The 24,247-nt window shown below is 60.5% G+C and carries 24 protein-coding genes; 9 read left to right on the top strand and 15 right to left on the bottom strand.

Annotated elements, in window-relative coordinates; all coding sequences use genetic code 11:
• Nucleotides 1–43 precede the first annotated feature (43 nt).
• Together ARUE_RS22410 and ARUE_RS22405 are read right to left on the bottom strand one after the other, a co-directional pair.
• Entirely contained in the window at nt 44–268 is a 225-nt protein-coding gene (locus tag ARUE_RS22410) for a hypothetical protein (RefSeq protein ID WP_014923492.1), read from the bottom strand.
• Between the two features lie 738 nt (nt 269–1,006).
• A complete protein-coding gene (locus tag ARUE_RS22405) occupies nt 1,007–1,225 on the bottom strand; it encodes a hypothetical protein (RefSeq protein WP_014923490.1) in 219 nt (72 codons plus the stop codon).
• A 432-nt stretch (nt 1,226–1,657) separates the two neighbouring features.
• Between ARUE_RS22405 and ARUE_RS22400 the strand changes: the two genes are divergently transcribed.
• The 4 genes from ARUE_RS22400 to ARUE_RS22385 are packed head-to-tail and all read left to right on the top strand — an operon-like array spanning nt 1,658 to nt 5,584.
• Nucleotides 1,658–2,659, top strand: coding sequence for a proline racemase family protein (locus ARUE_RS22400; protein ID WP_014923489.1), 1,002 nt, complete (start codon nt 1,658–1,660; stop codon nt 2,657–2,659).
• On the top strand, nt 2,656–3,810 hold the full coding sequence (locus ARUE_RS22395) for an NAD(P)/FAD-dependent oxidoreductase (RefSeq protein ID WP_014923488.1): 1,155 nt from the start codon (nt 2,656–2,658) through the stop codon (nt 3,808–3,810). Before ARUE_RS22400 ends, ARUE_RS22395 begins: the two co-directional genes overlap by 4 nt.
• The gene (locus ARUE_RS22390) at nt 3,807–4,106 is read left to right on the top strand and encodes a (2Fe-2S)-binding protein (protein ID WP_043471889.1); all 300 of its coding nucleotides are present in this window, start codon (nt 3,807–3,809) and stop codon (nt 4,104–4,106) included. Before ARUE_RS22395 ends, ARUE_RS22390 begins: the two co-directional genes overlap by 4 nt.
• The gene (locus ARUE_RS22385; RefSeq protein ID WP_014923487.1) at nt 4,103–5,584 is read left to right on the top strand and encodes an NAD(P)/FAD-dependent oxidoreductase; all 1,482 of its coding nucleotides are present in this window, start codon (nt 4,103–4,105) and stop codon (nt 5,582–5,584) included. Before ARUE_RS22390 ends, ARUE_RS22385 begins: the two co-directional genes overlap by 4 nt.
• Nucleotides 5,585–6,018: 434 nt before the next feature.
• Here the strand turns inward: ARUE_RS22385 and ARUE_RS23915 are convergent, their stop codons facing one another.
• The 3 genes from ARUE_RS23915 to ARUE_RS25125 form a co-directional block, all read right to left on the bottom strand.
• Nucleotides 6,019–6,186 (bottom strand): hypothetical protein, encoded by a 168-nt coding sequence (locus ARUE_RS23915; protein ID WP_014923486.1) that lies wholly within the window; start codon nt 6,184–6,186, stop codon nt 6,019–6,021.
• Between the two features lie 36 nt (nt 6,187–6,222).
• Nucleotides 6,223–7,221, bottom strand: coding sequence for an IS481 family transposase (locus ARUE_RS22380; RefSeq protein ID WP_081589180.1), 999 nt, complete (start codon nt 7,219–7,221; stop codon nt 6,223–6,225).
• A 513-nt stretch (nt 7,222–7,734) separates the two neighbouring features.
• Complete coding sequence (locus ARUE_RS25125) at nt 7,735–7,881, bottom strand: hypothetical protein (protein WP_502691481.1); 147 nt, start codon at nt 7,879–7,881, stop codon at nt 7,735–7,737.
• Between the two features lie 160 nt (nt 7,882–8,041).
• On the opposite strand from ARUE_RS25125, the gene ARUE_RS25120 reads away from it, so the two are divergent.
• Both ARUE_RS25120 and ARUE_RS23480 read left to right on the top strand, forming a co-directional pair.
• Nucleotides 8,042–8,770, top strand: a complete 729-nt coding sequence (locus ARUE_RS25120; protein ID WP_502691480.1) for a sugar phosphate isomerase/epimerase family protein — start codon at nt 8,042–8,044, stop codon at nt 8,768–8,770.
• Nucleotides 8,771–9,017: 247 nt separating this feature from the next.
• The gene (locus ARUE_RS23480) at nt 9,018–9,761 is read left to right on the top strand and encodes a helix-turn-helix transcriptional regulator (RefSeq protein ID WP_014923480.1); all 744 of its coding nucleotides are present in this window, start codon (nt 9,018–9,020) and stop codon (nt 9,759–9,761) included.
• 44 nt (nt 9,762–9,805) lie between these two features.
• Here ARUE_RS23480 and ARUE_RS22360 read toward each other — a convergent pair whose 3' ends face one another.
• Nucleotides 9,806–12,157 (bottom strand): M9 family metallopeptidase, encoded by a 2,352-nt coding sequence (locus tag ARUE_RS22360; protein ID WP_014923479.1) that lies wholly within the window; start codon nt 12,155–12,157, stop codon nt 9,806–9,808.
• An 818-nt stretch (nt 12,158–12,975) separates the two neighbouring features.
• Here ARUE_RS22360 and ARUE_RS22355 point away from each other — a divergent pair.
• The 3 genes from ARUE_RS22355 to ARUE_RS25115 all read left to right on the top strand — a co-directional run bounded on the left by ARUE_RS22355 (nt 12,976) and on the right by ARUE_RS25115 (nt 15,799).
• Nucleotides 12,976–14,022 (top strand): proline racemase family protein, encoded by a 1,047-nt coding sequence (locus ARUE_RS22355; protein WP_014923478.1) that lies wholly within the window; start codon nt 12,976–12,978, stop codon nt 14,020–14,022.
• 1,031 nt (nt 14,023–15,053) lie between these two features.
• Nucleotides 15,054–15,452: a transporter substrate-binding domain-containing protein gene (locus ARUE_RS25050; protein ID WP_353580118.1), complete on the top strand. Its 399-nt coding sequence runs from the start codon at nt 15,054–15,056 to the stop codon at nt 15,450–15,452.
• Nucleotides 15,440–15,799 carry a hypothetical protein gene (locus tag ARUE_RS25115; protein ID WP_014923477.1) on the top strand — a complete coding sequence of 120 codons (360 nt, stop codon included), beginning with the start codon at nt 15,440–15,442 and terminating at the stop codon, nt 15,797–15,799. The genes ARUE_RS25050 and ARUE_RS25115 overlap by 13 nt, the downstream gene beginning before the upstream one ends.
• 38 nt (nt 15,800–15,837) lie before the next feature.
• Here the strand turns inward: ARUE_RS25115 and ARUE_RS22345 are convergent, their stop codons facing one another.
• The 9 genes from ARUE_RS22345 to ARUE_RS22305 all read right to left on the bottom strand — a co-directional run bounded on the left by ARUE_RS22345 (nt 15,838) and on the right by ARUE_RS22305 (nt 24,240).
• Entirely contained in the window at nt 15,838–16,392 is a 555-nt protein-coding gene (locus ARUE_RS22345; RefSeq protein WP_014923476.1) for a GNAT family N-acetyltransferase, read from the bottom strand.
• 78 nt (nt 16,393–16,470) lie between these two features.
• Nucleotides 16,471–16,698 carry a hypothetical protein gene (locus tag ARUE_RS22340; protein WP_014923475.1) on the bottom strand — a complete coding sequence of 76 codons (228 nt, stop codon included), beginning with the start codon at nt 16,696–16,698 and terminating at the stop codon, nt 16,471–16,473.
• A 135-nt stretch (nt 16,699–16,833) separates the two neighbouring features.
• A complete protein-coding gene (locus tag ARUE_RS22335; RefSeq protein WP_014923474.1) occupies nt 16,834–17,685 on the bottom strand; it encodes a class II fructose-bisphosphate aldolase in 852 nt (283 codons plus the stop codon).
• Entirely contained in the window at nt 17,667–18,623 is a 957-nt protein-coding gene (locus ARUE_RS22330; RefSeq protein WP_014923473.1) for a 1-phosphofructokinase family hexose kinase, read from the bottom strand. The genes ARUE_RS22335 and ARUE_RS22330 overlap by 19 nt, the downstream gene beginning before the upstream one ends.
• A complete protein-coding gene (locus ARUE_RS22325) occupies nt 18,620–19,549 on the bottom strand; it encodes an ROK family protein (RefSeq protein ID WP_014923472.1) in 930 nt (309 codons plus the stop codon). The genes ARUE_RS22330 and ARUE_RS22325 overlap by 4 nt, the downstream gene beginning before the upstream one ends.
• Before the next feature lie 9 nt (nt 19,550–19,558).
• On the bottom strand, nt 19,559–20,476 hold the full coding sequence (locus tag ARUE_RS22320; protein ID WP_014923471.1) for an SIS domain-containing protein: 918 nt from the start codon (nt 20,474–20,476) through the stop codon (nt 19,559–19,561).
• Between the two features lie 388 nt (nt 20,477–20,864).
• A complete protein-coding gene (locus tag ARUE_RS22315; RefSeq protein ID WP_014923469.1) occupies nt 20,865–22,376 on the bottom strand; it encodes a sulfatase family protein in 1,512 nt (503 codons plus the stop codon).
• A 6-nt stretch (nt 22,377–22,382) separates the two neighbouring features.
• Nucleotides 22,383–23,399: an aliphatic sulfonate ABC transporter substrate-binding protein gene (locus tag ARUE_RS22310; RefSeq protein ID WP_014923468.1), complete on the bottom strand. Its 1,017-nt coding sequence runs from the start codon at nt 23,397–23,399 to the stop codon at nt 22,383–22,385.
• Nucleotides 23,400–23,448: 49 nt separating this feature from the next.
• Nucleotides 23,449–24,240 carry an ABC transporter ATP-binding protein gene (locus ARUE_RS22305; RefSeq protein WP_043471885.1) on the bottom strand — a complete coding sequence of 264 codons (792 nt, stop codon included), beginning with the start codon at nt 24,238–24,240 and terminating at the stop codon, nt 23,449–23,451.
• Nucleotides 24,241–24,247: the final 7 nt, after the last annotated feature.

The following is a 24,247-nucleotide window of genomic DNA, read 5'->3' as shown; positions in this document are numbered from 1 at the left end:
CATGTCCGTCACGGAGAGTGAAGGAAGCGTTGGGTGCAGCGGGCTACTGAGACATGGCCGCCGACGTCTTTTCCCGGGTAAATCCGCAGGGGACCTGAGGGTCGACTTCAATAGTGAATTCGGCATGCGACGTCCTGGTGACGAGGATGCCCTCACGTTGCTTCAAGGCCGCCGGGATGAGTTTGGCGACGGCGTCACTGAGAAGGTGATCCTTGTCGGCGGAGTTCTTGGCGTTGACTTCGATGCGCAGCATAGTGCCGTTCTCCACTTGATTCTCCTACGGTGTTGGGCATGCACACGGTTTGGTGCGTGCTGGGCTTTGAACGTTAGTTGCCAACGCTGGAGGCTGCAGTCCAATGCTGCTTCCTGGGCAAGTTAATTGAGCGTCTCGGTTCAATGCTTGATAGAAACGGTTGTTGCCCCCGCGCCAGCTTCCACGGCATTAGAGACCAGAGCGATAGCAGCTTCGGCAACGATTGGCATCAGCATGTGATGATCGAGGCCATTCGGTGGCCAACTTCCGGCAAGCCGGCAAACGCTGACTGGCACTTTTCAGCTACATCCCGATTCCGGGATGCTTGGGCCAACACCTGTAAGCAGAAGCTGGCCAGGATGGTGTCTTTTGCTATTGCGCTGAGGAGCGCATGCAAGTCATCGACTTTGTGCCTATTGGCTTGTCAACGTCCGAATCTGGTCTCGCCAACTCGTCTACAAGTGCATCGACGCAGGCGAAGAGGAAAAATTTTCATGGTCCCGAACAGTCGAAAAAGGTACGACGGCGATATTTGCAGACGCTCAGCGACGCGATGCATTCCAGCTGTGTTTATCCCGTGCTCTGCGAATGCTGAAATACCGGCTTTAGCCGCCCGTGTCCGGTGCTGCTCAGGACTGGCGGCAGAATTACGGCCTCTGCGGCGGGGTTGAGCCGACACCCCCCGCTGTTGCGGGGGCGGGGGGTGGCGGCGGCCTTTATGTGCAGGCGAGAATGATGATGGAACTCGCTCTGTCACAAGATTTCGAAATCGAGTTCGTCACTGCGGAGGAAGATCTTTCTCTCATTGCAGTCGCTTAGCCGTATCCAGATGATGTCTTTGTTTGAGGTATGGTCCTCAACCGTACCGCTGGCCACCACCTCGATTCCTTCCCGGATTTCGACAGTGTCACCGGCGGACAAAGTTGACCACTTTCTGGCTTCACCGGTTCGGCCGTTGGCACTTTTGGTCATGGTTCGAGTCACCGCTTTGTGTCTGTGGAACAAGATGCGGCGGTCTCTGGCGTATCGGGCTTGCCGCTTGTAGTATGTGAAATATTACAGAAATTAACGGGTATGGCAAGACCTGGTAAGCCCCCCCCACGGAAGGACGACAAGTTGTGACAGTCGCAGCCCCTCAATGCTCTGCGTCCGACAGGCCCGACGGGACGCTCAACGCGTCAACCAACGATCCCGCCTCGTGCCAAGACCACCCCTGCCACTACTGCCTTGGCCCGGAGACTGACTGACGCATCACGCCGATCCCCGGCGGATAGTCTGCATGGAGCCGGGTTAGCCGAAATCATGCCCCTGATGGCTTCCCCAGTCGCCCTTTCGGCCTCTCACACGTTTACGAGCTATTCTCCCCGTGGCAATGAAGTCACGGAGCGACAGAAAGGTTTTGCATTGCGAACCAAGCGCGTCTTCCATGCTGTTGACACTCACACCGAAGGAATGCCCACCAGGGTTATCACGGGAGGCATGAGAGTCATACCAGGCCAGTCCATGGCTGAGCGAAGGTTGTGGTTCATGGAGAACTGCGATGACATCAGAACGCTGCTGATGTACGAACCACGAGGCCATGCCTCGATGAGCGGAGCCATTCTTCAGCCCCCAACGCGCAAGGACGCAGATTTTGGTGTTCTCTACATTGAAGTCTCAGGCCTTCTCCCCATGTGTGGTCATGGAACCATTGGGGTCGCCACGGCGCTGGTTGAGACGGGAATGGTCGAGGTTCAGGAACCCGTGACAACCATCCGGCTGGACACGCCGGCGGGCTTGGTTGTCGCCGAAGTTGAGGTGGAGCAGGGGTCCGCGAAGTCGGTCACCATCCGCAACGTTCCCTCGTTCGCCGCAGCGTTGAGTCAAACCGTAGAAGTCGATGGCTTTGGCGAAGTTAAGTACGACCTGGCTTTCGGTGGGAACTTCTACGCCATCGTTAAGCTCGACGACCTTCAGTTGCATTTTGACCGCAGCCACAAAGATGAGTTGCTTTCGGCAGGGCTCTCCATCATGGATGCCATCAATGCCCAAAACCCGCCTCAACACCCGACTCGACCGGACATCACCGGTTGTCACCACGTCTATCTGCAGGCCCCCGGATCAACCGCGAGCCATTCCCGTCACGCCATGGCGATACACCCCGGCTGGTTCGACCGCTCCCCCTGCGGGACCGGAACCAGTGCTCGTATGGCGCAGCTTCATGCCAGAGGTGAGCTGCTGATTGGTCAGGACTTCACCAATGAATCTTTCATCGGCACAACGTTCACGGGCAGACTCATCGAGGAAACGACCGTAGGCGATCTACCGGCCGTCATCCCCACCATCAAGGGCCGAGCATGGGTAACAGGTACAGCTCAGTACTTCCTGGACCCAGCCGATCCGTTTCCTGCCGGGTTCCTCCTGTGAGCGGTAACAACGCCGACGTGATTGTTATCGGCGCCGGCGTCATAGGAGCCGCAACAGCTTACTTCGCGACACAGGCGGGCCTAAGCGTGATCGTCCTTGAGCGTGGCACTATTGCGAGTGGCACCTCCAGTGCGTGCGAGGGCAACATCCTTGTCTCTGACAAGGAGGCCGGGCCTGAACTCGACTTGGCGTTATATGCACAACAGGTGTGGCGAAAAGACCTTGGAGAACACGGGCACCTGTGGGAATTTGAGAACAAAGGCGGACTTGTTGTTGCCGCCAAAGCTTCCAGTGCTGCATCTCTGTTGGAGCTTACGATCAGCCAGCGCCAGTCCGGCATCGAGGTGACCGACGTCCCCGCCGACAGGCTGCGGGACTACGAACCTCATATCGCTGAGGACCTGGTTTCCGGTGCGTACTATCCCCAGGACGCCCAAGTGCAGCCGATGCTGGTCGTCGGGCACCTCCTTCGGTTAGCCCGGGCCCAGGGCGCCGTGGTGCACACCGGGACGGAGGTTACAGGATTCCTTCGTGACGGAAGATCCGTCAATGGCGTCACCAGCAACCGCGGTATCTTCTCTGCCTCGGCGGTTGTGAACGCCGCCGGCACGTGGGCAGGGAACGTGGCCTCCCTAGCGGGGGTAAACGTACCAGTGAAGCCGAGAAGGGGCTTCGTCCTCGTCACTGAGCCCCTTCCGCTTACCATCCACCACAAGGTGTACGCGGCCGAGTACGTCGCCAACGTCGCAAGTTCTGACGCCGACCTGCAGACCTCCCCCGTGGTCGAAGGGACGCAAGCCGGTACCGTCCTCATTGGTGCATCTCGGGAACGAGTCGGGTTCGATAGTTCTCCTTCTCTACCGGCGCTTGGGCGTCTGGCTGAACAAGCCATACGGCTGTTCCCGGTGCTCGCCCAGGCGAAGGCCATCCGCCACTATCACGGGTTCAGGCCGTACTGCCCGGACCATCTGCCGGTCATTGGTGCGGACGATTCGGCACCGGGTTTATGGCACGCGGCGGGCCACGAAGGAGCCGGCATCGGGTTGGGACCCGCAACGGCGAAACTGCTAGTGCAGAACATAACCGGAGAAAGCACAGACCTTGATCTGTCACCGTTTGCCGCCGGACGATTTCAGGAGACAACATTATGACCAAGACCGATCACAACTACGGTGAGCGAACGTTCGAGTTTGACGGGCGTCAAATACCCTTCAACGCAGGCCAGAGCGTTGCTGCTGCCCTAATGGATGCTGGCATCAAATCGTGGCGGACCACGCGCAAGACAAACACGCCTCGGGGCCTCTTTTGCGGAATCGGAATTTGCTACGACTGCCTCGTCACCGTAGATGACGAAGCGAACCAACGCGCTTGTCTCGTTCCTGCAAAACCGGGCCTCATTTTGGCTTCCGGTCCGTTATCACCAGACCAGGCTGGTGATAACGCATGAGCGCCGGAGCAACCTACGACGTTGCCATCGTGGGAGCAGGCCCTGCCGGACTGGCAGCGGCAGTCACTGCAGCGGAAGCGGGACTCTCCGTGGCGCTGGTGGATGCTGCGGCCCAACCCGGCGGCCAGTACTGGCGCCACCCGGACGAAAAGGAACTCCCCCACGCCGACACGTCTGAGCACCATGACTGGGGCACTTTCACGGAACTTCGCACCCGACTGCATAAACACGCAGGAAAGGCGCTTACGTATCTGCCGAACAGACAGGTTTGGTCAATCTTCGGCGATGCGAACACTTCCTTTAAGTTAAGGCTGACTCCGTCAACTAGCAGCACCGTCAGCCCCCCTCCTGATATTTCCGCACGCCGGGTCATCCTCTGCCCGGGCGGATACGACCGCCAGCTGCCGGTCCCAGGCTGGACCCTCCCGGGCGTTATGGCAGCAGGCGGCGTACAGGCTTTACTAAAGGGTCACCAGACTTTGGCGGGTAAAACGGCCATTGTCGCTGGCACCGGCCCCTTCCTCTTGCCCGTCGCCGCGGGTCTCGCGAAAGCCGGCGCCTCAGTAGTCGCTATCTGCGAATCTTCAACCCCTACCAAGTGGTTGCCAAATGCTGGAGCCGCGGCACTCGTCCCAAGCAAGGCCATGGAGGGAGCCCAGTATGCGGCAGTCCTCGCCAAGCATCGGATCCCCTACAAGGTACGGACCGTTATCACGGAAATCCATGGGGAACAGGCGGTCACGGGGGTTTCCCTGGGAAAGATTGGCAAGAACGGCGAACTGATCACGCACCCCTCAAAGACCTACGACGTCGACCTCGTAGCACTCGGTTGGGGGTTTTCACCGTCGTTGGAGCTTGTTGTCATGGCAGGAGCTGCAACGAGGATAGATATCGACGGTTCTCTTGTCGCGGACGTGGACGAGACGCAGCGTAGCAGTGTTGAGGGCTTGTACATTGCGGGGGAGGCAACGGGCGTCGGCGGCGCGACGCTGGCAGTGGCTGAAGGTAAGCTGGCCGGTTTCAGCGCCGTGAGTGATTTGACCGGTGACGGAACACATTTGGGTTCGCCCGCCGTCAACCGGCTGCGGAAATCGATCGGCCGTGCACGGGGGTTCGCGCGGGCCATGCACATCGCCCATCCCGTTCCCGTTAACTGGACTGACTGGCTCGAACCCGCAACGACGATTTGCCGGTGTGAAGAGGTTTCGTACAGCGACATGTGCTCAGCTCACGAGGAGTTGGGGGCAACAGATCCCCGGACCATGAAGTTGATGGCCAGGCCAGGGATGGGCTGGTGCCAAGGAAGAGTCTGTGGTTACGCCGTCGCACATATCGCCGCTGAACTCGACGATGGGCGGCGTCCGGTAGAAAACGATCTAAGGTCTACGTCGAAGCGAACCTTCGCGGCCCCGGTGTCGTTGGCGGCCCTGGCCCAATTGGCAGATACGCCTGCGCAGGCACCTCCCGCAGAGGACTAGCGGCGACGTCATCCCTTAGCTCCTGCCCCTTAGCTCCTGCGGATCCGGTTCGGGCAGGTCGCCGGTTGTTCCCCGGTCAGTCCATAGGTACGCTCGTGTTGCTCCTCGCTGGAGAATCACGAGCGTTCCTTTTATTGAGTGCGTCTAGCGTCCGAGGTGCGCGATGTGTGTACACGGGCAGGGACCGTCGGGGGCTCCTGCGGCCCCGCAGTGCCACACGCCGGGGCTTGCACCGGGACTGGCCGCGTAAAGCGAGCACGCGAAGAGCAGGCTCTCGGGAGTGGGGTGACCGCATTGTTCACAGCGTCGTTGTTTTGGGGTGCCGCTCCTAGCGACCGAGCGTGCGAACATCGTCGGCATGTAAGCGGACCTCTCTGTCAACCTCCATCGGCCCTACTCTAGTAGGGTGTGATGTTTTACAGTGTACTTGAAGACTAGGCACTCTGAACGAAGCGTTCGAGCGCTGTTTCAGGCCGCAAGCGGTCCTCCGGGGAGATATCGTCGGCGAAAGCGAGCCAATGGTAGAACTTGTCGCCGCGAGCAATCAACTCCCTGTAGAGACGCAACCGGAGGTCCGCGACTTTGCCCTTGTAAGCAGGCACGGATATGACATTCAACAGCTCGTCCGGGATCGGCAGCTAGGTGTACTGCTCAGGGAGGTTGTTTAGCCGGCTGACGGGTGGTTTGTTCCCGAGTGCGGTGTGGGGCCTGTGGTGATTGTAGTAGTGGATCCAGCCGGGTAGGGCTTCTCTGCGGGTTGTTTCGGTGCCGTAGAACTTGGCGTAGGCCCAGCCGTCGTTGAGTGTTCGGTGGAACCGTTCGATTTTGCCGTTGGTCTGGGGCCTGTAGGGGCGGGTTCGTTTCGCGGTGATGCCGAGGTCGGCGCAGGCGGCTTTCCAGGCGTTGGAGACGTAGGCGGATCCGTTGTCAGAGAGGACCCGTTTGGTGATGATCCCTTGCCCGGCGAACCAGGCCACGGCGCGCTGGAGAACGGCGATGGCGGTGACGGCTTTTTCATTCTGGTGGATTTCGGCGTAGGCAACGCGGGAGTAGTCATCCAAGACTGTGTGTACGTAGGCGGTGCCGTTTCTGGGGTGTTTGCTGGAGCGGGTGTAGCCGCTTCGTGCTGCTGAGGTTCTGGAGTTCTTTCCGCCTTCGACCCTGCCAAGGTAGCGGTGGCCGCCGCCGTCGGGGATGTTCCCGAACTTGGTGACATCGACGTGGAGCATCTCGCCCGGGGCCGTGTGTTCGTAGCGGCGGATCGGTTCGCCGGTGAGCCGGTCGATGTAGCGCAGCCGGTTGATCCGGCAGCGGACCAGGACGGCGTGCACGGTCGAGGCCGGAATGCCCAACCGCCCGGCGATCTGCACCGGCCCCAGCCGCTTGCGCCATCGCAGGGCAACGATGCGTTTGACCAGTTTCCCCGGGGTCCGGTTGGGGCTGCGGCGGGGACGGGATGACTTGTCACCCATTCCTTCGGGCCCGTGCTCGAGGTAGCGGGTGACCCAGCGTTTAGCGGTGGGCCAGGAGACCATGTAGTGCTTGGCTGCCTCGGTGATCGTCCAATGGTGTTCAACGACCAATTGGGCGAGCTTCAAACGGGCTTTTGGGGTCAACATTGCGTTAGCGTGGGACACGAAGGCCTCCTAGGTGTGCAGCGGTTTCTTAGACAGCTCCACTCCACACCGGGAGGCCTTCGTCATCCCGGAAATCTCACGCCGTGTCCTCACACGGCCTCAACCAACCTCCCCGGGCAGTACAGCTAGGTCGGAAAAATCGTCTATGCCTGCGGGGTTTGCCACATACTTATGGCGCTCAGTCCGGATCATCCTTTGCGCGTAGGGAAAGTGATGTCCGTGGAATTCACAACGATTTCCGTTCGCCACCCTGAAGGCAATGGGCCCTGCGTGGCAGGCATGAACGATTCTCCCCGCACGCCGCTTGCATCTCCCCCGGCGACGTCGATGAAGGTAGCTGTGAAGTCCTGCAATGAGATGAATTTGGGCTTACGTCGAGACTTCCCTCCGAGGCAGACAGAATGGCAGGGATCCTATAAATGTCCTCGTACATCGCGGGGCCTTTGTCGTTAAGCCTGTGTGCGCCGGTAAATTCACCGTGGTCCGCGGTGAACATGATTACCGTGGACTCCGTTAGCCCCAATCCAAGGCAGCGAGTATCCGGCCCACCTCGTGGTCGATCATGGCGACGTATCCCCAATACACGGCAGTCAACTTCTTCCACTCGGCCTCTGAGAACGAGTCCGTTGACCAGTACTCCGCATACCCCTGCTGCACCATCGGCTTACCCTCGAACGTTTCAGCGAATGAGCGTGGCAATTCGATGGGTCCGGATCTACCAGGTTGTACCACTTCTCCGGAATCAGATACGGAAGTTGAGGGCCAAAGATGTGACAGGAGAAAAAACGCTTCTGGTTCCAAATTGCCGTCAGGAGTGGGTGTGGCTGCCATCCCTCGAAGCTTTTCGATGGTGTGCTCAGCCAACCGCACGGGCGAGCAGCAGGATGGCCTCGATTGTGCTGGCGCGGAGATCGAAGCCGGTGTTGGTGTCTCAGCTGATGCTTCGACCGCGAACGGCGTCCGCCATTGCCCCGGACATCATGAACGGTGCGAAGGAATCTCCCACGGTCTTGAAGACAATGTCCCGTGTTGGGGCGGATACTTGCGCCGTGCTTTGCCCCAGCAACGCAAACAGTTTCGACAGCCCGGTGAGAAGGACAACTCCGTACGATCCGGTGCACGGCTGTTGCTGTTGTTGGAAGCGCACGATTCCCACCCACTCGGTGCTAATGTAGCGTCGCGCATCCTGGAACAGGTTCACGATGCCCCTGCTGTGGGGTCGATCTGGGATGTACTGCACCCGTGGTGCGGCGGCGAAGAGCCGGAAGAGACTCAGTGTCAGCTCGGGCGGACGCTGGCCTATGTCCAGCTGAAAGACGCCATCATTGACCGGGAATCGGGTGAACTGGTCCTGAGCCTCTTAGAAGCCGGCGACATCCCCGTGGATCGGGTTCTCGCCCTCATCCGGAAATCGGACCTTCTCTACCCTGACAAGTGGCAATCCCTCGAATGGGAGCGCACGTGGCATCCCGAGCTGCCGCCCATCTCAACGGCCTTGACCGCCTTCACAGCGGTCGTTGGGGCTATCGCGGAATCTGCAACTCTGTAATCCGCCGATGCCTCGGGCGGGGCCGCCAACCCCAGCCGCTCCGCCCTCCGCGGAGCATCAACCCAACACCCACTGCCCCGTTCGCTGCCCGGCGTCCACTAAATACCATATTATGTGTGACATTGCAGCGCCCTCTCGTGCGCAGGGTTGATGTCAGCCCGGCCGAGGTTCTCAGGTTCTGCAGCCTAATCAGAGTCACCCCTTGTCGCTGTTCAACCGGCGGTCTTCCCAAGAACGTGAGGACTTAGTGAACGTTTCATCCTTTAACGACCTAACGGACCAACTTGAATATCTGGCCCACGGTGCGAGAGCACTTCTGGGCCACTCGGGCGGTCAGTTGCCAGCGCTCGGGGCAGACCTTGAGCCAATCACCTCTCAACGCCACCTTGATGGCGTTTTCTCCGACCTGCAGCACCGGGCCCGGGAGTCCGTAGACGCCTTCGACTACGGCATGCACGGACCCGAAACCAAGGGACAGTCGGGTGCACAGCCCCCTGCGCTGGCAAGGGGCGTACGCTACCGAGTCATCTACGACCCCTCGGTGTTCAAGCGCGAATCACTTCGAGAAGCCATGCTCCTCTCTGTACGGCAAGGTGAGGAAGCGCGCGTGTCCACCATCGTCCCCACGCGCACCCTCATTGGAGACCGGACGGAATGCCTGGTCTTCAGCCGGTCACCGGAACAGAGCGGATTTCTCGCGATCAGGTCGGAGTCAGCCTGGTTCGCCGAATTTCTCAATGAAACATTTGAGTCGATATGGAGGTCGGCGCTGCCCCTCACCAACGAACGGCTGGAAGACTCCCGCCTCCTCACCGAGGATGAAATGGACATATTGCGGCTTCTGGCCGCAGGTCTCACCGATGAATCGATTGCACGCTCCTCCGGGGTGAGCGTGCGGACCATACAGCGCAAGGTTCAGGCAATCCAACGACACTTCGGTGCCTCAAGTAGATTCCAACTCGGAGCGATGAGTGGTCTGCAATCACGTTAAACCCGCTTACCCCCACAAAGGATGTGGGGGTAAGCGGCTTCCTTCTAGTAGGAGACCTGCAGGGTCAGTCCTGCGAAGTTGTTCTTGCCTTTCACGTCGATGTAGTTGTACCCGGCCGGCGGGTTCGGAATGACGATCGTTTCACTGTTCGTCGTTCCGGTTGAGCGGTAGTTGTGGCTCGTGGACGATGCCCAACCCCAGGGGTTGTAGTAGACGTCAGCGTTGCCTGTTCCTCCGCTGGTCTTGATCGTCAGCTGCTTGGTGCCGGCCGGAACCTTGATGTAGAAGTGGTTGTCGCTTCCAGCGGTTCCGGACAATCCGGCCCTTGCGCAGTTCGGGGTCACCTCGCGCGGATCGGTAACGTCGCAGGGGGTCTCCGGGTTTTCCGGGGTCCCTCCGCCATCACCGGGGACCGGGGGCACGGGTTCGCATTTCCCGGCCGCGCAGGTGGTCAGGAACTGGGCAAACTCAGCATCGTAAGTCGAGCCGATGGAGTTCTTCAGGTAGGAGCGTGCTTGGGTCCACGCGCCGGTCCTGTAGTAGCCCAGTACGGTCTTGAGTTCCTGGGGGTGTTTGTTGATCATGAAGTTTGCTGCCAGATAACCCCACCGGTAGATACGCTCGGTGTCGTGGTCGTAAGTGGTGTCGAACAATTGGCTCAGCTTGTATGCCCCGGTGGCTGCGGCCGTTTGAGCTGCGGTGTAGGGCTCTCCGCGGTAGCCGTAGGAGATGTACTCGGCGAAGCCTTCTACCCACCAGATTGTGGGGGTGGTGATGTTGGCTCCGAAGTCGCCGTACATGTTGAATCGGCCGTCGAGGTAGTGGGTGTACTCGTGGTTCAGGTTCCAGATTTGGAAGTTCGGCTTCTGCCATTCAGCTTCGTAGGCGATGAAGACTGGCCTGTTTCCGGGGACTGCGGGGTCGCCTTCGAGGTACATGCCGCCGTTGTTGGTGTCGATGCCGAAGATGGCACCGGCGTATGTTTGGTAGTCCTTGCTGGAGTCGAACACTACGACGTCGATGCTGGTGTTTTTGTCGTTGGCGACGGGGCCGGGGTCTTTAGCGACGGCGTGGAAGTATGAGTCTTGGCCGGTCAGGCTCGTGCAACTTGCGCCGTACTCTGCGTCGGACACTGCCTGAGTGACGAACTTGATGCTGGTGCTGCACTGGCGTTCCTGTGACAGCACGGCGGCGCGGAGTTTGGTTTCGAGGTTGCAGGTCCCGTAGTCGGCGCAGTTGGCTGCGTCGTAGTAGGACGTCATTTCGGCAAGTCCCACCCATAATGCTGCGGTTTCACCCACCATTTGGCTCTTGGACAGCAAATCGATGACGAGCGGTTTGGTGCGCGCTTTGAGCGCCGGCTGGCTCAGGAAACGGCCGAGTTCCCGCCCGGCGTTTGATACGAGGTAAGAGTTGTCGGTTGCCAGGACGCTGATATTGCGTTTAGCGAAAGCATGGACCGTGTCAATGAGGCTGGGGTCCTGCTGGACGGCGGTAACAAATTCCGGTACTTGGTGGCCGCGGAAGAGAACCGTGAATGTGTTGTTCACTGCGTTCAGCATCCACCAAGAGGCGTTGTAGCTCTGGTTGTAACCATTGAGCAGGCGCTTGATTACAGGAATGAACCTGGCATTGAGTTCTGCCGAGTCAATAAGTGTTATCGCTTCTGACAGGATCTCGCCGTTTGCATCGTTTACATTATTTGACTGAGGCGAATTGAAAAATTCATTGAGGGCATCCCCGACTTTCTCCTTCAGAGCGGGCGAGTACGTCCCCACGGTCGCGGACTGGTAGAACTGCACGTAGTAGCCCGCACGGAGGAAGAGCACGAGTTGCACTGCACTGTCCCTGTTGTCACCTGCGTAGCTGCTGGCATTCGACAGGAACGCCTGGGCGATGGTCGACATCTGGGCTTCTGAAAACAGCTTCGCAGCATCGGCACCCTTGGTATTGAAAAGTGTGTTGATGCACGAGGTGGTGCTTCCTTTGACCTTTGCTACGAGGGCGGTGCCGGAGAGGTTTGCGAAGTCCGCTGATGCGCATGACTCAGCAGCGCCAAACGCACGCTGCTTGTCCATCGGAGCCGAGGGGCGCTGATGGTCAGATGCGTCGCCGTCGTCTTTTGTGAGCGCGGACTTGTCCGCGAAGATCGGGCGGGGTGCGTCCGTGGATTTCTCGTGCTGAATTTCAAGCGGTGAGAGCTGACCGGCGATGTATTCGGGTGCCGTCTGGTCGGTCTTGTTCTTTGATTCCCCTTTTCCTGGTTCGGCAAACGCGGCTACGCTTGAGAACCCGGATATTGATAATGCCAAAATCGAAGCTGCAGCGGCGGCGACGTTGAGGCCGCTAACCTTACACCTCGATTTACTTAATACTGAACTCCCATGTTCGAGCATGCAAAACCCCTCAAAAGAGTATGAATTCCGATTAGCAGATAAGGCTAATCCGAAGCGGCTTGAAATAGCAGCCTCAGAAGAACGGTAGATTTGCATAAATGCCCTGCGCAATAGATTTAGCCATATTGGCGTGTTCTGGACAATAAGGTCGTGAAGACGCCGCGGTGAAATGCGTACGGGTCGTTTTATATGTGCATGGTTCGAAGCAGGAAAATCACTACCTCGAACATACGCCCGGCGCCTAGAGGCTTCCACGGCCGAAACCGTGCCTCCCACCGTCAGCATGGCGCGCAGAACAAGCCTCATCGGAGCGGGCACAATATTCGGTGCCAGCGGATCGACGGCTATAGTACGGCGAGAATTGCTAGCGCGGTTTTGATCCGAGCCAGGAAGGTCATCCGCTCGTCGGTGACCGACAATTGGTAGTCCGTCATCCTGCCCGCGCGTCTCCCGGACGGTTCGTTCACGATGTCCCTCCCGGTCGGGTGCCCAGGGCGCGATTGACCGTCGGCGATCCTGTCGGTTGCAGGGGGAAGGATTGCAGAAGCGGTGAGGACTCCGAGCAGTGGTGCGGTGTAACATGTTATACAACGGCATATTGGAAGTCATTGATGATCTTTAAGCCACACTCGCAGATAGTGAGCGCCTCCCCGTCATAGCCATTCCTACCGCCCTTCGCCAACTCGCTAACTCGCTAACTCAGTGAATCGCCCTTCTACTGTTCATTACTTCCAGTGGCTGGTACATCGCAGGAAAGATCCCGGGAGCCGTCCCGGTGGCTGTGAAAGGTTCAACCCCATAGGGAAAGGTGGAATTGTATGACGACAACACCCAACAACGAGGGCCAGACCAGGAGGCCGGTTACCTGCAGCGCGGTCGATTACCACACGGCGGGCGAACCATTCCGGATCGTTAACCTTCCCTGGGCACTGCCCGGGGACACAGTTGCTGCGCGCCGCATGTCCGCACTCGACGACGACGACACCCAACTCCTGCGTCGTTCGTTGTGCCACGAACCGCGAGGGCACGCGGATATGTATGGGGGTTTTATCGTCCCTCCAGATGACGCAGAGGCTCATTTCGGAGTGCTGTTCTGGCACAAAGACGGCTTTTCCACGGCCTGCGGCCATGGCACTATTGCCCTCGGCGCTTGGGCCGTTCAAAACAAGCTGGTGGACTCGGATCCGGAGGGTATTACCGAAGTAGTGATTGATGTTCCGTCCGGCCGTGTTAGGGCTTTGGTGCGCAGCGTGGGCGGTGAAATTCAGGACATCGACTTCGTCAGCGTCCCAAGTCATACCAAGGCTTTGGACGTCCGCGTGGAAACGTCTCAGGGCACAGTGAATTGCGATCTCGGTTTCGGTGGGGCCATCTACGCCCAGGTTAACGCAGCCGATCTCGGCCTGGAGGTGGTCCCTGAGAATCTTACCCGGTTCATTGATTTAGGGCGTGAGATCCAAGGCGTACTCAACGAATCAGCCCACGCGATACACGATGAAGACGACAGGATCCGGGAGATCTACGGCACGATCTTCTATGAAGACCGCGGCAAAGTAGCTTCAACTTTGACGCAGCGGAACGTCACTATTTTTGCGGACGGACAAGTTGACCGTTCACCCTGCGGATCTGGAACAGCGTCACGCGTGGCGGTACTGCACAGCCGGGGGCTTCTGACTGAAGGGGATCAGCTGGAACATCAGTCGATCATTGGTTCGCGCTTTTCGGCCATCTTTACCCGCAGCAGTCCTACGGGCGACACTGTGGAGGTCGTACCGACGATAACGGGCACCGCTCGAATCACAGGCCGGCACGAGTTCGTTTTTGACCCCCAGGATGATCTCGTTTCGGGTTTTGTTCTCAGATAGTTCGAAGACCAAACAGCAATACATTGCAGTAGGCAGGCATCGAGCGCTGCTGCCCATGGAAAACAACGTGCACAGACCGAAGGCGTGCCTGGTCATAGAGGCTGGTCACGATATTAACGTCTTCTCGCACAAATTGCGGCCGGTGAAGGAACGGACGTGCTGAGCACACGTTGTCGATTAAAGGGCTTGCGTGCCGCAAGGGGCAATTTGGTAGATCCGGCAATCCTCGACCCCGGACCTCCCGGCGCTAACACCGTAGAAAAAATTCGACGGCTACGAAGGCTCTCGGCGGCTCCACTTGTGGTTGTTGAATCCCATTCCGATGTCATCGTCAAATGCGTCGTCGCCGCACTGCATGAGGCTGTGTTCCCAGCAAACCCTTCAAACCCGCCTGCCTCCGCGCGCTGATCCGCCGGATTGGCGCCGCGGCTATTGAAGGGCTCCTTCGGACATCGATGCCGGCAGAACAGCCATCATGTGCAGCGAAACCCTCTGGTGGCGGTGTCTTCGGCGACCCATCGCCGACTACTGCCGACTTGTTCATGGAATCGAAGTCGCCCACCTTATGCCAAGGCCTAAGCTCACCCCCACGCGCCAACTGCCGGGCCAGATCTTTGAAGGACAGTTGTTCTACGACCTCCCGCCTGATCCAACTGATAGCTTGCCCGGCCATCAGGCTTCTAGCCGCATCATGAAATGCTGTTCGGCTCGCTGGATGAGCTGTTCGGGACGTCTTCTTCGAGCCGGACGCCGTGACCCAAGAAGACTGCGTTTCCGGCGAAGCACTCGTCAAGGCCGCCTAGGATTCTGCCGCGACAGGCCTACAAAGCGCGGCGCCTTGCACACACTGGCCCTATCCCGGAACAGGCGAAAGCCGACATTGGCCTCCAGGTTCGGCCAGCACGCGTTGCTTCCGGGAGCAGCCCGGGCGAGGATAAAAAAGTAAGCAACCTTAGCTATGGTCGGGGCATGAACAAGGCATTTTTTAACTCATCCCGGTGGCGCTGGCGCTGCTCCTGTCCCGGGTCGCGATGCAGATCCCAGCAGATCCCGACGGAACGTTTGGCCGGGTCTCCGGGGCAACAATCCGCGTCGGGATCCCGGCAAACCCTCCCTGGACGCAGATCCCGGAGAGCGGCACGCCGTCAGGAAGTGAAGTGGAACTCATACGCTGCTTTGACCTGAGCATCGACGCCGACGTTGAGTGGGTCCACGTCGGGGAGGAAGCCCTCATGGAAAAACTTGACCGGGGTGAGCTGGACGTTGATATCGGAGGGTTGGCCGCGATATCACCTTGCCCTGACCCGGCCCTACACCACCGCACGCTCCGAATCCACGGAGGAGGAAAAGGAGCTTGTCTTGGCAGTGCGGATGGGCGAGAACGCCTTCCTGCTCAGGTTGGAGACAATCCTCCTGGATGTCGGTACTGATCAAGACCTGTGCCAAGATGAGGCCAACCGGTCATCTCGGCGAACCGGAGCACGCTACCAAGACCGCGTTGCGTCGTCTGGCACGTCGTCACCAACACCTCACAGAAGAGATCGCAGAGACCGACATTGAGCTTAAGGACCTCGTCACCGTAGCCGCACCACACCTGCTTGCTCTTCCTGGACGCCTGCGCTACGACGCACGAACCCGCACTTACGCTGACCGGCGAACTCAGCAAGGCCTGTCCAAACCCGAAATCATCCGTTGCCTCAAACGCTACGTCGCACGAGAAATCTACGCCGCCCAGCAACCTGCCAACACCACAGAGGAACTCGCCAAAGCCGCTTGACGATCCATAGGAGCATCGGTTCGTCAGCGAACGCCGTGTTAAGAGCGGTTTCCCAAAGCATCAACTTCGTAGATGATTTCCAACCCGTCTTCGTCATCCCATTGAACGCCCACCTCAATAAAACCGAAGTCGTCGATGAGTGTCTTCGAAGCGATGTTTCCCGGGCTGATCGTGGCACGGACGACCCGTACGTCAGGCTGGCGACTTGCAACGTCGAGCAGGATTTCCAGAGACTTCCTCGCGTATCCCCGCCTACGAAATCCTGGATCCACAAGATATCCGACTTCGATCATGCCCCTGTAGTCCGGGGCGCCGTGAAATCCCGCAACTCCGACAGGTGGTGTAATCTCTGGGTCGATAATGAGGCGGGTCACCCATGGAGCGTCCGTCGGCGTGTTGTTGACCTGTTCACTCCTCATGCGCCATAAACCAAGAGCATCTGGACCCGCCAGGAAAGGCGATACATATCTAAGTGGCAGGGATGCTGACTCGCCAGCCGCGAGAGCATGTAGTACGCCGCTGGGAACAACGTCAAGGTGAATCTGTGATCGCTTGGGTATGGGGTGGTCCCAAGGGGTATTCCTAATGGTCATCAGCAAAGCTTCCCACACCAAGGCATTCGATCGTGAGAGTAGCCTCATAGGCCCCCCGCGTTCAACGCCGCACAATACTCACCCCATTGAGGTGATTCCCGGCGTCGTCAAGGAGGACTGGCGTCCATTGTCCAGGGCGTCGATGCCTGGGCCTTGTTCCAGCCCCTGCTCGAATTTGTCGATCAGCATCGCCTGATCACTGCTGCCGCCAGCGGTGGGGGGCCGCTTCCATCTTCCCAAGGTCACGGCGCATTCGATGCGGATACCGGTCGAGCGGGATGTTGCTGTCGCACCAAGACCGGCCATCCCAGAGAGGAAGTCCTCAAGCTCAAAGCTTATTCCCTGGCTCGACGTCGTCAGCGAGGTACGTGGCTGACGTAATTTCGAGAACGTGGCCGAACTGAGTGCGGCCCGACATGAACGGTGCCCGAAATGCCGCGGCTACGCTTTGGCGAACAGCGTCAGCATACGTGCGGACTCCAGCACAAGGGCATCCCGGCCGGCCTTGATGTATTTCCGGGAATCCACCACTGCAGGGTTGGCATCGAGGTACTCACGGACGGCGCGGGTAAAGAACCCGTTCAAATGTGTGGATACGTTGATCTTCGTCATACCGGCGCCAATCGCGGCTACGATCATCTTGTCGGTGACGCCAGAGGAACCGTGAAGGACCAGCGGTTTCCCGATGGCGGACTTCAATCGGGTGATCAGATTCAAATCCAGCGCAGCGCTGCGTTCGGTCATGGCGTGCGAGGATCCCACTGCCACGGCGAGGGCGTCCACGCCCGTGACCTCTACGAAGGCAGCGGCCTCGCCCGGTTCCGTGCGGACGCCCGGCGCATGGGCCCCGTCCTTGCCTCCGACCTTGCCGAGCTCGGCTTCAACGTACACGCCGCGCTCGTGGGCATACCGGGCCACGCGCTGTGTGACTTCGACGTTCCTTTCGTAGGGCAAGTGGGCACCGTCGTACATGACCGAGCCAAAGCCAAGGTCCACGGCGGTCAGTGCCAACTCTTCGGATTCGGCATGGTCAAGGTGGACAGCGACGGGCACGGCGGCGTCCCGGGCGATTGCCAGGGCCGCAAGGCCGATCGGGTCGAGGCCGCCATGGTATTTGACGCAGTTCTCGGAGATCTGCAGGATCAGCGGAACGCCGGCCGCCTCGGCGCCCGCGACGAGGCTTTCTGCGGTTTCGATGTGAATGACGTTGAAGGCACCTTGCCCCGTGCCGTTCGCCACGGCCTTGTCCATGAGTTCGCGCGTGTTGACCAGGGTCACCGGGTCTCCTTCCATGTCAGGATCAGTTGTTGTTCGAGTTCCTTGTAGCGCGGGGAAATCTCTCCCGCGGCCGGCATGAGGACAGCGGCCGCGGACCAGGCGGTGGCGCGCCGCAGGATCTCGCGCGGTTCGGTGACGCCTTCGGCGAGGGCGGCGGCGGCTGCTGCCACAGCGGCGTCGCCCGCCCCCGTGGGGTTCCCGCTGAGCGGGGCCGGGAGCCGGGCACGCCAGTATCCGCCCGGAGCGGCGTGGTCGAAAGCGAGCATGCCGTCGGCGCCGGTGCTCACCAGCACTGTCCGGGCCCCCGATGCGATCAGTGAGAGCGCCGCCTTTTCGAGGCCCAGTTCCCCTGTGGCTTCGGCGAGTTCGTGGTGGTTGGGTTTGAGGACATCGGCCCCTGCCCGTGCTGCCGCGATGATCGCCGGACCGGAGGTGTCGATGATCACAGGGATACCGGCGTCGTGCGCGATCCTCACCAGGGACGGGTAGAAGTCCGAGGGTGCATCCGGAGGCAGGCTGCCGGACCCGACCAACACAGCGGCAGTGCCCTGGCCGCCACCTCCCTGGACGGCGTTCACGACAGCGGCAGACAACGAGCACCAGTCCTCAGGCAAAAGGGCCTGGCCTTCCTCATTGAAGATGGAGGTTTCGCCCGCGACGGTATCCACGAGGGCGATGCTTCGCCGGGTTTCCGCGGCCACGGTGACCAACAGGTGCGGTACGCCGCTGGTCCACAACTCCGCAGCCAAGGACTGTCCGGCCGCACCGCCCGTGGGGGAGACGGCAAGGACGGGATGCCCCGTCTGGTGGGCGACCCGGGCAACATTGAGTCCTTTGCCGCCGGAACGGATCAACGGCGTGGGGACCCGGTGGCTGCCTCCTGCGGTGATGCCGCGGACCGTGTAGGTCACGTCAATGGCAGGGTTGGGTGTGACAGTGACAATGCGGTTCACTGTGTCCCTCCCAGGAGGGCACGCCCGTTGAGGGCGGCGCCGAGGAGGCCTGCGTCCTGGCCGAGCTGCGCCTTGACGAGTTTAGGCCGCCATTGGAAATCCAGGATCCCGTCGACGCGCCGACGTAGCGGCACCAGCAATTCGTCCCCTGCTTCGGCGAGGCCACCACCGATCACCACGGCTTCTGTGCCGATGACGTTGACGCACTGGCAAATGGTGAAAGCCAGGGCGTCCACGGCATCCTGCCAGATCCGGGCCGCACGGGGTTCTCCCGCACGGGCCCGGACCAGCACTTCCTTTGCGCCGTCCACGGGGTCTCGGGACTGCGCGTTGTACCGCTTGGTGATGGCTCCTGCGGAGCCGATCGCTTCCAGGATGGTGGATCGCCTAGGACCTTCATCCGGGTCTGGGACCTGGGCGTGACCGAGCTCTCCAGCGAACCCTCCGGCGGTGACGGCTCTGCCGCCGGAGAAAACCGCAGCGGCAATCCCGGTGCCGACCACCATGACCACTACTTCCGTGAACTGCCGGGAAGCACCGAACCGGTGTTCCACAGCGGCGGCCGAGCGGACGTCATGATCGATGGCGGCAGGAAGGCCCAATTTCTTTTCGGCCTCGACCATGAAGGGAAAATCCCTCCAGCCAAGGTTGGCAGAGTACACCCCGATGCCCATCGCAGAGTCGACAATGCCGGGGACAACGATCCCCGCAGCCCTTGCGCGGACGTCCGGAAATTCCGTAGCCAATTCACCGGCCAGGCCCGCAAGCCGATCCAGCACGGCTTCCCCCGGACGTGTACTGTCCAAGGGTGTGGGGACGCGGCGCATACCCAGGACGTTTCCGTCAGCGTCCACAAGGCCCGCCTTGATGTCGGTACCGCCGACATCAAAGGCCAGCACCGCCGCTTCAGCTGCTCCGAGAACCATGAGGGTGACCTAGGCGGAAGTGTCGAGAATGACTGAGCGCGTCAGATTTCGGGGCAAGTCGGGATTCAGCCCGTGCACACGCGCGCGCTCCAAAGTTACCTTGTGAACACGAGCCAGCTCCGCCAGTGGATGCTTGTCCGTGCGGATGTAGAGAGCTCCGGTCATGGCCATATCCTGATCCAGGCCTTCGGGCTGGTCGCCGAACAGCCAAGTGACGCGCCCGGGCGCGGCGATGGAGATCGGACCGTGGCGATATTCCATCGCCGGGTAGGACTCGGTCCAGCCCTGGACGGCTTCGCGCATCTTCAGCCCTGCCTCGTGGGCCAGCCCAACAGTCCAACCGGTGCCGAGGAAGGTGAACTGCTCGGCGTCCAGGAGGTCCTGGGCCACGGGAGCGCTCACGGCACAGCGGGCGTCGCTAATGGCCGACTGGAGGTCGATGCCCAGACTGCTCAGCAAGTACACGAGCGCCGTGGTGGCAAAGCGTGTCTGCACCACGGAGCGTTCGTCGGCGTAGGGCAGTCCGATCACGGCATCGGCCAAGCTAGCAATCGGGGACGAGGTATCCCCGATGAGCGCCACAGTGGGGACCACAGCCTTCAGCGCGGCCACGATCTCCAGTACCTCAGTAGTGGTGCCGGACCGCGTAATGGCCACAACGGCGTCATACCGGCGTCCTGCGCTGTTGGAGTTCAGGAACGCCTCGGAAGCAGCAAAAGCATCCGTGACACCCTTCCCTGCGGATTCACGCGCCGCAGCGTAGCTCTGGGCCATGAACCAGGAGGTACCGCAGCCAATAACGGCGATCCGCTGGCCGTCCGCGGGAAGCAGGTCTTCAGCGCCGGATTGCTCAATGGCGCGCTGCCAGACATCCGGCTGTGAGACGAGTTCCTCTTCCATGAAGGCACCAAGTGTGTTGTTGCTCATAGTGTGTTTCTCCAATATCTTGTTTCGGCTTTGAAAGCTGCGCTCAGAGCAGCAGGTCAATATTCCTAGGTCTTCAGCACGGAGTTGAAAAGTTGACCGCGGGAAAGGCGGAGTACTTCCTGGATCGCGCCGGCAACGCGGAGACTGTCCGTCGATGGTTGTGCAGGTGGCGGGGTCAAGGAATCCGGTTCGCGCACCATCCGGCTCACCAAGACGGAAATCCATTTTCCCGTCACGAACTTGTCAGGCAGGATCCTTTGCGGGCCGTGTTTATTGAACCCGCGGCGAGGAAGTCGTCGATGTTGCCGGCGTTCGGCGGTAGGCACTGACTTCTCTATCTGTGTGTTCCCTGCGTCCCTTTGATAGAGGCGCAGGGGCCACACGCAGATTAGCCGTCGATGAACCGTTCCACGGCCGTCTCGGGCCGGAGCCGGTCTTCCGGGTCGATGTCACCGGCGAAGGCGAGCCACTGGTAGAAGCGGTCGCCACGATCAATGAGTTCCTTGTAGAGCCGCAGCCGCAGGTCCTTCACGAATTCCCGGTAGACGGGCACGGCAATGGCATTGTTAAGCTCGTCCGGGTCAGCCTCGAGGTCGTAGAACTCGTCGATGCCCTCGGGATTGGCTATGTACTTGTAGCGTTCGTCGCGGATCATCCGCTGCGCGTACGGGAAATGGTGGCCGTGGAATTCGCACACCATCTCGGTCCGCCAGTCTTCCGGCAGACCGCCGTCGGTGGCAGGCATCAGCGAGCGGCCCCGGACACCGTCGGCGTCCCCGCCAGCAATGTCGATGAACGTCGCGGTGAAGTCCTGCAGGGAGATGAACTTCTGTTCACGGTGGGCCACCTGGCCAGGGGCGGCAAGGATGGCGGGAATCCGGTAGATGTCCTCGTACATGGCCGGTCCCTTATCGTTCATCCGGTGTGCACCGGTGAACTCCCCGTGGTCCGCAGTGAACATGGTAGTGGTGGAATCAGCTAGTCCAAGTTCCTCTACAGCGGCCATGATCCGGCCTACCTCGTGGTCGATCATGGCCACGTAGCCCCAGTAGACGGCGGTGAGTTTCTTCCATTCCTCGGTGCTGAACGATTCCGTGGACCAATATTCGGCGTAGGTCTGCTGGACCATGGGTTTGCCGTCGAACGTCTCGGCGAAGGAGCCTGGCAGCTCGATGTCCGCCGGATCCACCAGGTCGTACCACTGCCGGGGGATCAGGTACGGCAGGTGCGGGCCGAAGATGTGGCAGGACAGGAAGAACGGCTCGACGGTGGTGCCTCCGTCGCGTGCGGCGGCGAACTCGCGCAGCTTCGCGATGGTCTGGTCCGCGAGCCATGCTTCAAAGGTCGCCTCGGTGGGTTGGTCCGTGACGCCGGCGATGAGGTGGCCCTGGGTGCCGTCCCGCTGTGTGGTGTAGAGGGGGTCAACGATCCGGAACTCCGGGAAGCCGTTCTCTTCAAGCCAGGAGACATATCCGGGGTGGTCGAAGGTGTTTAGGGCACCGGCCAGGTGCTCCCCTTCGAAGCCGTAGTAGTCAGGTCCGCGGTGTCGGCCCACGTGCCATTTGCCCACGTGTCCCAGCCGGTACCTCTGCTTAATGAGTTGGTCGGCGAAGGTGGGTGTGCCGTCCGGTAGTTCTTCCCGGTGGCCCGAGTTCCATTCGTAGTTGGATAGCAGCCCGTGTTCAAAGGGGTGCAGCCCGGTCAGCAACGAGGCGCGCGCCGGGGTGCAGATTGCGGTGGGGGTGTACGCACGCTCGAACACGGTGCCGCGGGCTGCCAGGGCATCCAGGTTTGGGGTATGGCCGCTGGTGTTGCCGTAGCAACCTAGGGTGTCGATGCGTTGCTGGTCGGTCATGAGGAACAGGATGTTGTTCCCGCGGGGAGGCGTTTTCTCTGACACGGCGAGCTAGGCCTTCTTCGCGTTGACGTACAGGGTACTGTTATAGAACTTTTCCGGGCTGGTCACTGCGGTGAGCTTCTTGTCGGCCACGAACTGTTCCTGCAGGCCGGTAAGCCACTTGCCCACGGTGCCGTCCGTGCTCAGCCGTTCCAGCTCGGCGCTGGTGAAGGTCTTGGCGATATCGGCTTGGGGCTTCAGCACGTCCTCACCGAGCTTCAGGAACCCGGCGGTGGCGGTGATGGTGGCGGCCTGGTTGTCCTTGCGGAAGTCGTTGGATGCCTTGACCACGCCAATGAACCGGGTGGCGAGCTCCTTGTCCTTTGCGGCGTGTCCGGGCTGAGCCACGTAGGTGCTGGGGAAAGTCAGGTCAGAGACGTAGTCCTCGTTCTTGGCGAGCTCAACCATCTCCGGAATCCGGACCTTAATGGTGTCGATCAACGGATACCACAGCGCGGCGCCGTCGATCTGCTTCGAAGCAAATGCCGACACTGCGGTGGAGGGATCCATGGGCACGATGTTGAAGTCGCTTCGTTGCAGGCCATCTTTCTTCAATGCGAGGCTGAGCAACTGATCGCCGGAGGTGCCGGCGGGGACGCCGATCTTCTTGCCCTTGAGCTCAGCGAGTGAAGTAACGCCGGGCTGGGCGATGATGCGGTCGGCGTTGGAAACCGAATTGATGGCCCAAATTTCGGCCTTGCCGGAGGCAGGAAGCCACAGTGCGCCGGAACCGATGTACGCGACGTCCACGTTGTTGGTGCCCAGGGCCTGGATGGCGAGCGGTCCGTTGGTGAACGGCACGAACTCGGGCTTGAGGCCGGCCTTGGCCCAGAAGCCCTGCTTGTCTGCCACAGCAAGGAGGGCAGCACCGTTGTAGTCCGCGATGTAGCCCACCTTGATGGGCAGCGGTGACGGCGCGCCGGAAGGGGAGGGCGCGACCGAGGTGCCCGCGCAGGCGGACAGTGCGGCGGCGGCGCCGAGGCCGAGTCCGAAAGTGAACAAGTTTCTGCGGTTGAAGTCTTTCATGGGTGCCTCCAGTGGAATACGTGAATGAAAGTGTTGGTGGTGCTGAGGTTCAGTTGTCGTCGGAGTGACAAGGCTGGTTGTAGACCGCGTCCCATACCTGGGCGCGGAGGTCGGCGTATTCGCGGGTGAGGCGCAAGTTGTTGTCCCGCGGGTAGGGAAGGTCCACGTCGATCACCTTGTAGATGCGCCCTGGACGGGCTGCCATGACAATCACCCGTGACGCGAGGTATACGGCCTCGTCGACGTCGTGGGTGACGAACAGTACGGTGCGGCGTTCCCTGCCCCAGGTTTCCAGGAGCTGTTCCTGCATGTGGACCCGCGTCAGGGCATCGAGTGCGCCGAAGGGCTCGTCCATGAGGAGGATCTCCGGGTTCACGGCGTAGGCGCGAGCGATGGCGCACCGTTGCTTCATGCCGCCGGAGAGTTCCTTGGGCAGGGCTTCCGCGAAGCGGCTCAGGCCAACCAGGTCAAGGTAGTGGTCCACGATCCTGCGGCGTTCGGCGGCCGGCTTCTTCTGCAGTTCCAGCCCGAATTCGACGTTCTTGCGGACCGTGAGCCACGGGAACAGAGCGTACTGCTGGAAGATCACACCGGTGCGGGGGCTGGGTCCGTCCACCGTCGTTTCGTCCACCACCACCTGGCCGCTGGTGGGTTGCAGCAGGCCGGCGGCCGCATTGAGCAGGGTGGACTTGCCGCAGCCGGAGGGACCCACCACTGTGACGAATTCGCCGTCGGCGATGTTCAGGGAGACGTCCTCGACGGCCGTGAATGTGGTCTTGCCGACGACGAATTCCTGGTGGATGTTTTCAAAGCGGATCATGGGCTTTGTTTGGGTGTTCATGGTCACT

Origin of the sequence: Arthrobacter sp. Rue61a (assembly GCF_000294695.2) — a bacterium.
GTDB lineage: Bacteria > Actinomycetota > Actinomycetes > Actinomycetales > Micrococcaceae > Arthrobacter > Arthrobacter aurescens_A.
This window is presented reverse-complemented; position numbering and strand designations above follow the sequence as displayed.

Excerpts from the sequence above, each read along its gene's own strand:
- ARUE_RS22405 (WP_014923490.1), bottom strand. The coding sequence starts at position 1,225 with ATGACCAAAAGTGCCAACGGCCGAACCGGTGAAGCCAGAAAGTGGTCA.
- ARUE_RS22390 (WP_043471889.1), top strand. The coding sequence starts at position 3,807 with ATGACCAAGACCGATCACAACTACGGTGAGCGAACGTTCGAGTTTGAC.
- ARUE_RS22385 (WP_014923487.1), top strand. The coding sequence starts at position 4,103 with ATGAGCGCCGGAGCAACCTACGACGTTGCCATCGTGGGAGCAGGCCCT.
- ARUE_RS25125 (WP_502691481.1), bottom strand. The coding sequence starts at position 7,881 with ATGGTGCAGCAGGGGTATGCGGAGTACTGGTCAACGGACTCGTTCTCA.
- ARUE_RS22360 (WP_014923479.1), bottom strand. The coding sequence starts at position 12,157 with ATGCTCGAACATGGGAGTTCAGTATTAAGTAAATCGAGGTGTAAGGTT.
- ARUE_RS22355 (WP_014923478.1), top strand. The coding sequence starts at position 12,976 with ATGACGACAACACCCAACAACGAGGGCCAGACCAGGAGGCCGGTTACC.
- ARUE_RS25050 (WP_353580118.1), top strand. The coding sequence starts at position 15,054 with ATGCAGATCCCAGCAGATCCCGACGGAACGTTTGGCCGGGTCTCCGGG.
- ARUE_RS25115 (WP_014923477.1), top strand. The coding sequence starts at position 15,440 with ATGTCGGTACTGATCAAGACCTGTGCCAAGATGAGGCCAACCGGTCAT.
- ARUE_RS22345 (WP_014923476.1), bottom strand. The coding sequence starts at position 16,392 with ATGACCATTAGGAATACCCCTTGGGACCACCCCATACCCAAGCGATCA.
- ARUE_RS22340 (WP_014923475.1), bottom strand. The coding sequence starts at position 16,698 with ATGGCCGGTCTTGGTGCGACAGCAACATCCCGCTCGACCGGTATCCGC.
- ARUE_RS22335 (WP_014923474.1), bottom strand. The coding sequence starts at position 17,685 with ATGGAAGGAGACCCGGTGACCCTGGTCAACACGCGCGAACTCATGGAC.
- ARUE_RS22325 (WP_014923472.1), bottom strand. The coding sequence starts at position 19,549 with ATGGTTCTCGGAGCAGCTGAAGCGGCGGTGCTGGCCTTTGATGTCGGC.
- ARUE_RS22320 (WP_014923471.1), bottom strand. The coding sequence starts at position 20,476 with ATGAGCAACAACACACTTGGTGCCTTCATGGAAGAGGAACTCGTCTCA.
- ARUE_RS22310 (WP_014923468.1), bottom strand. The coding sequence starts at position 23,399 with ATGAAAGACTTCAACCGCAGAAACTTGTTCACTTTCGGACTCGGCCTC.
- ARUE_RS22305 (WP_043471885.1), bottom strand. The coding sequence starts at position 24,240 with ATGAACACCCAAACAAAGCCCATGATCCGCTTTGAAAACATCCACCAG.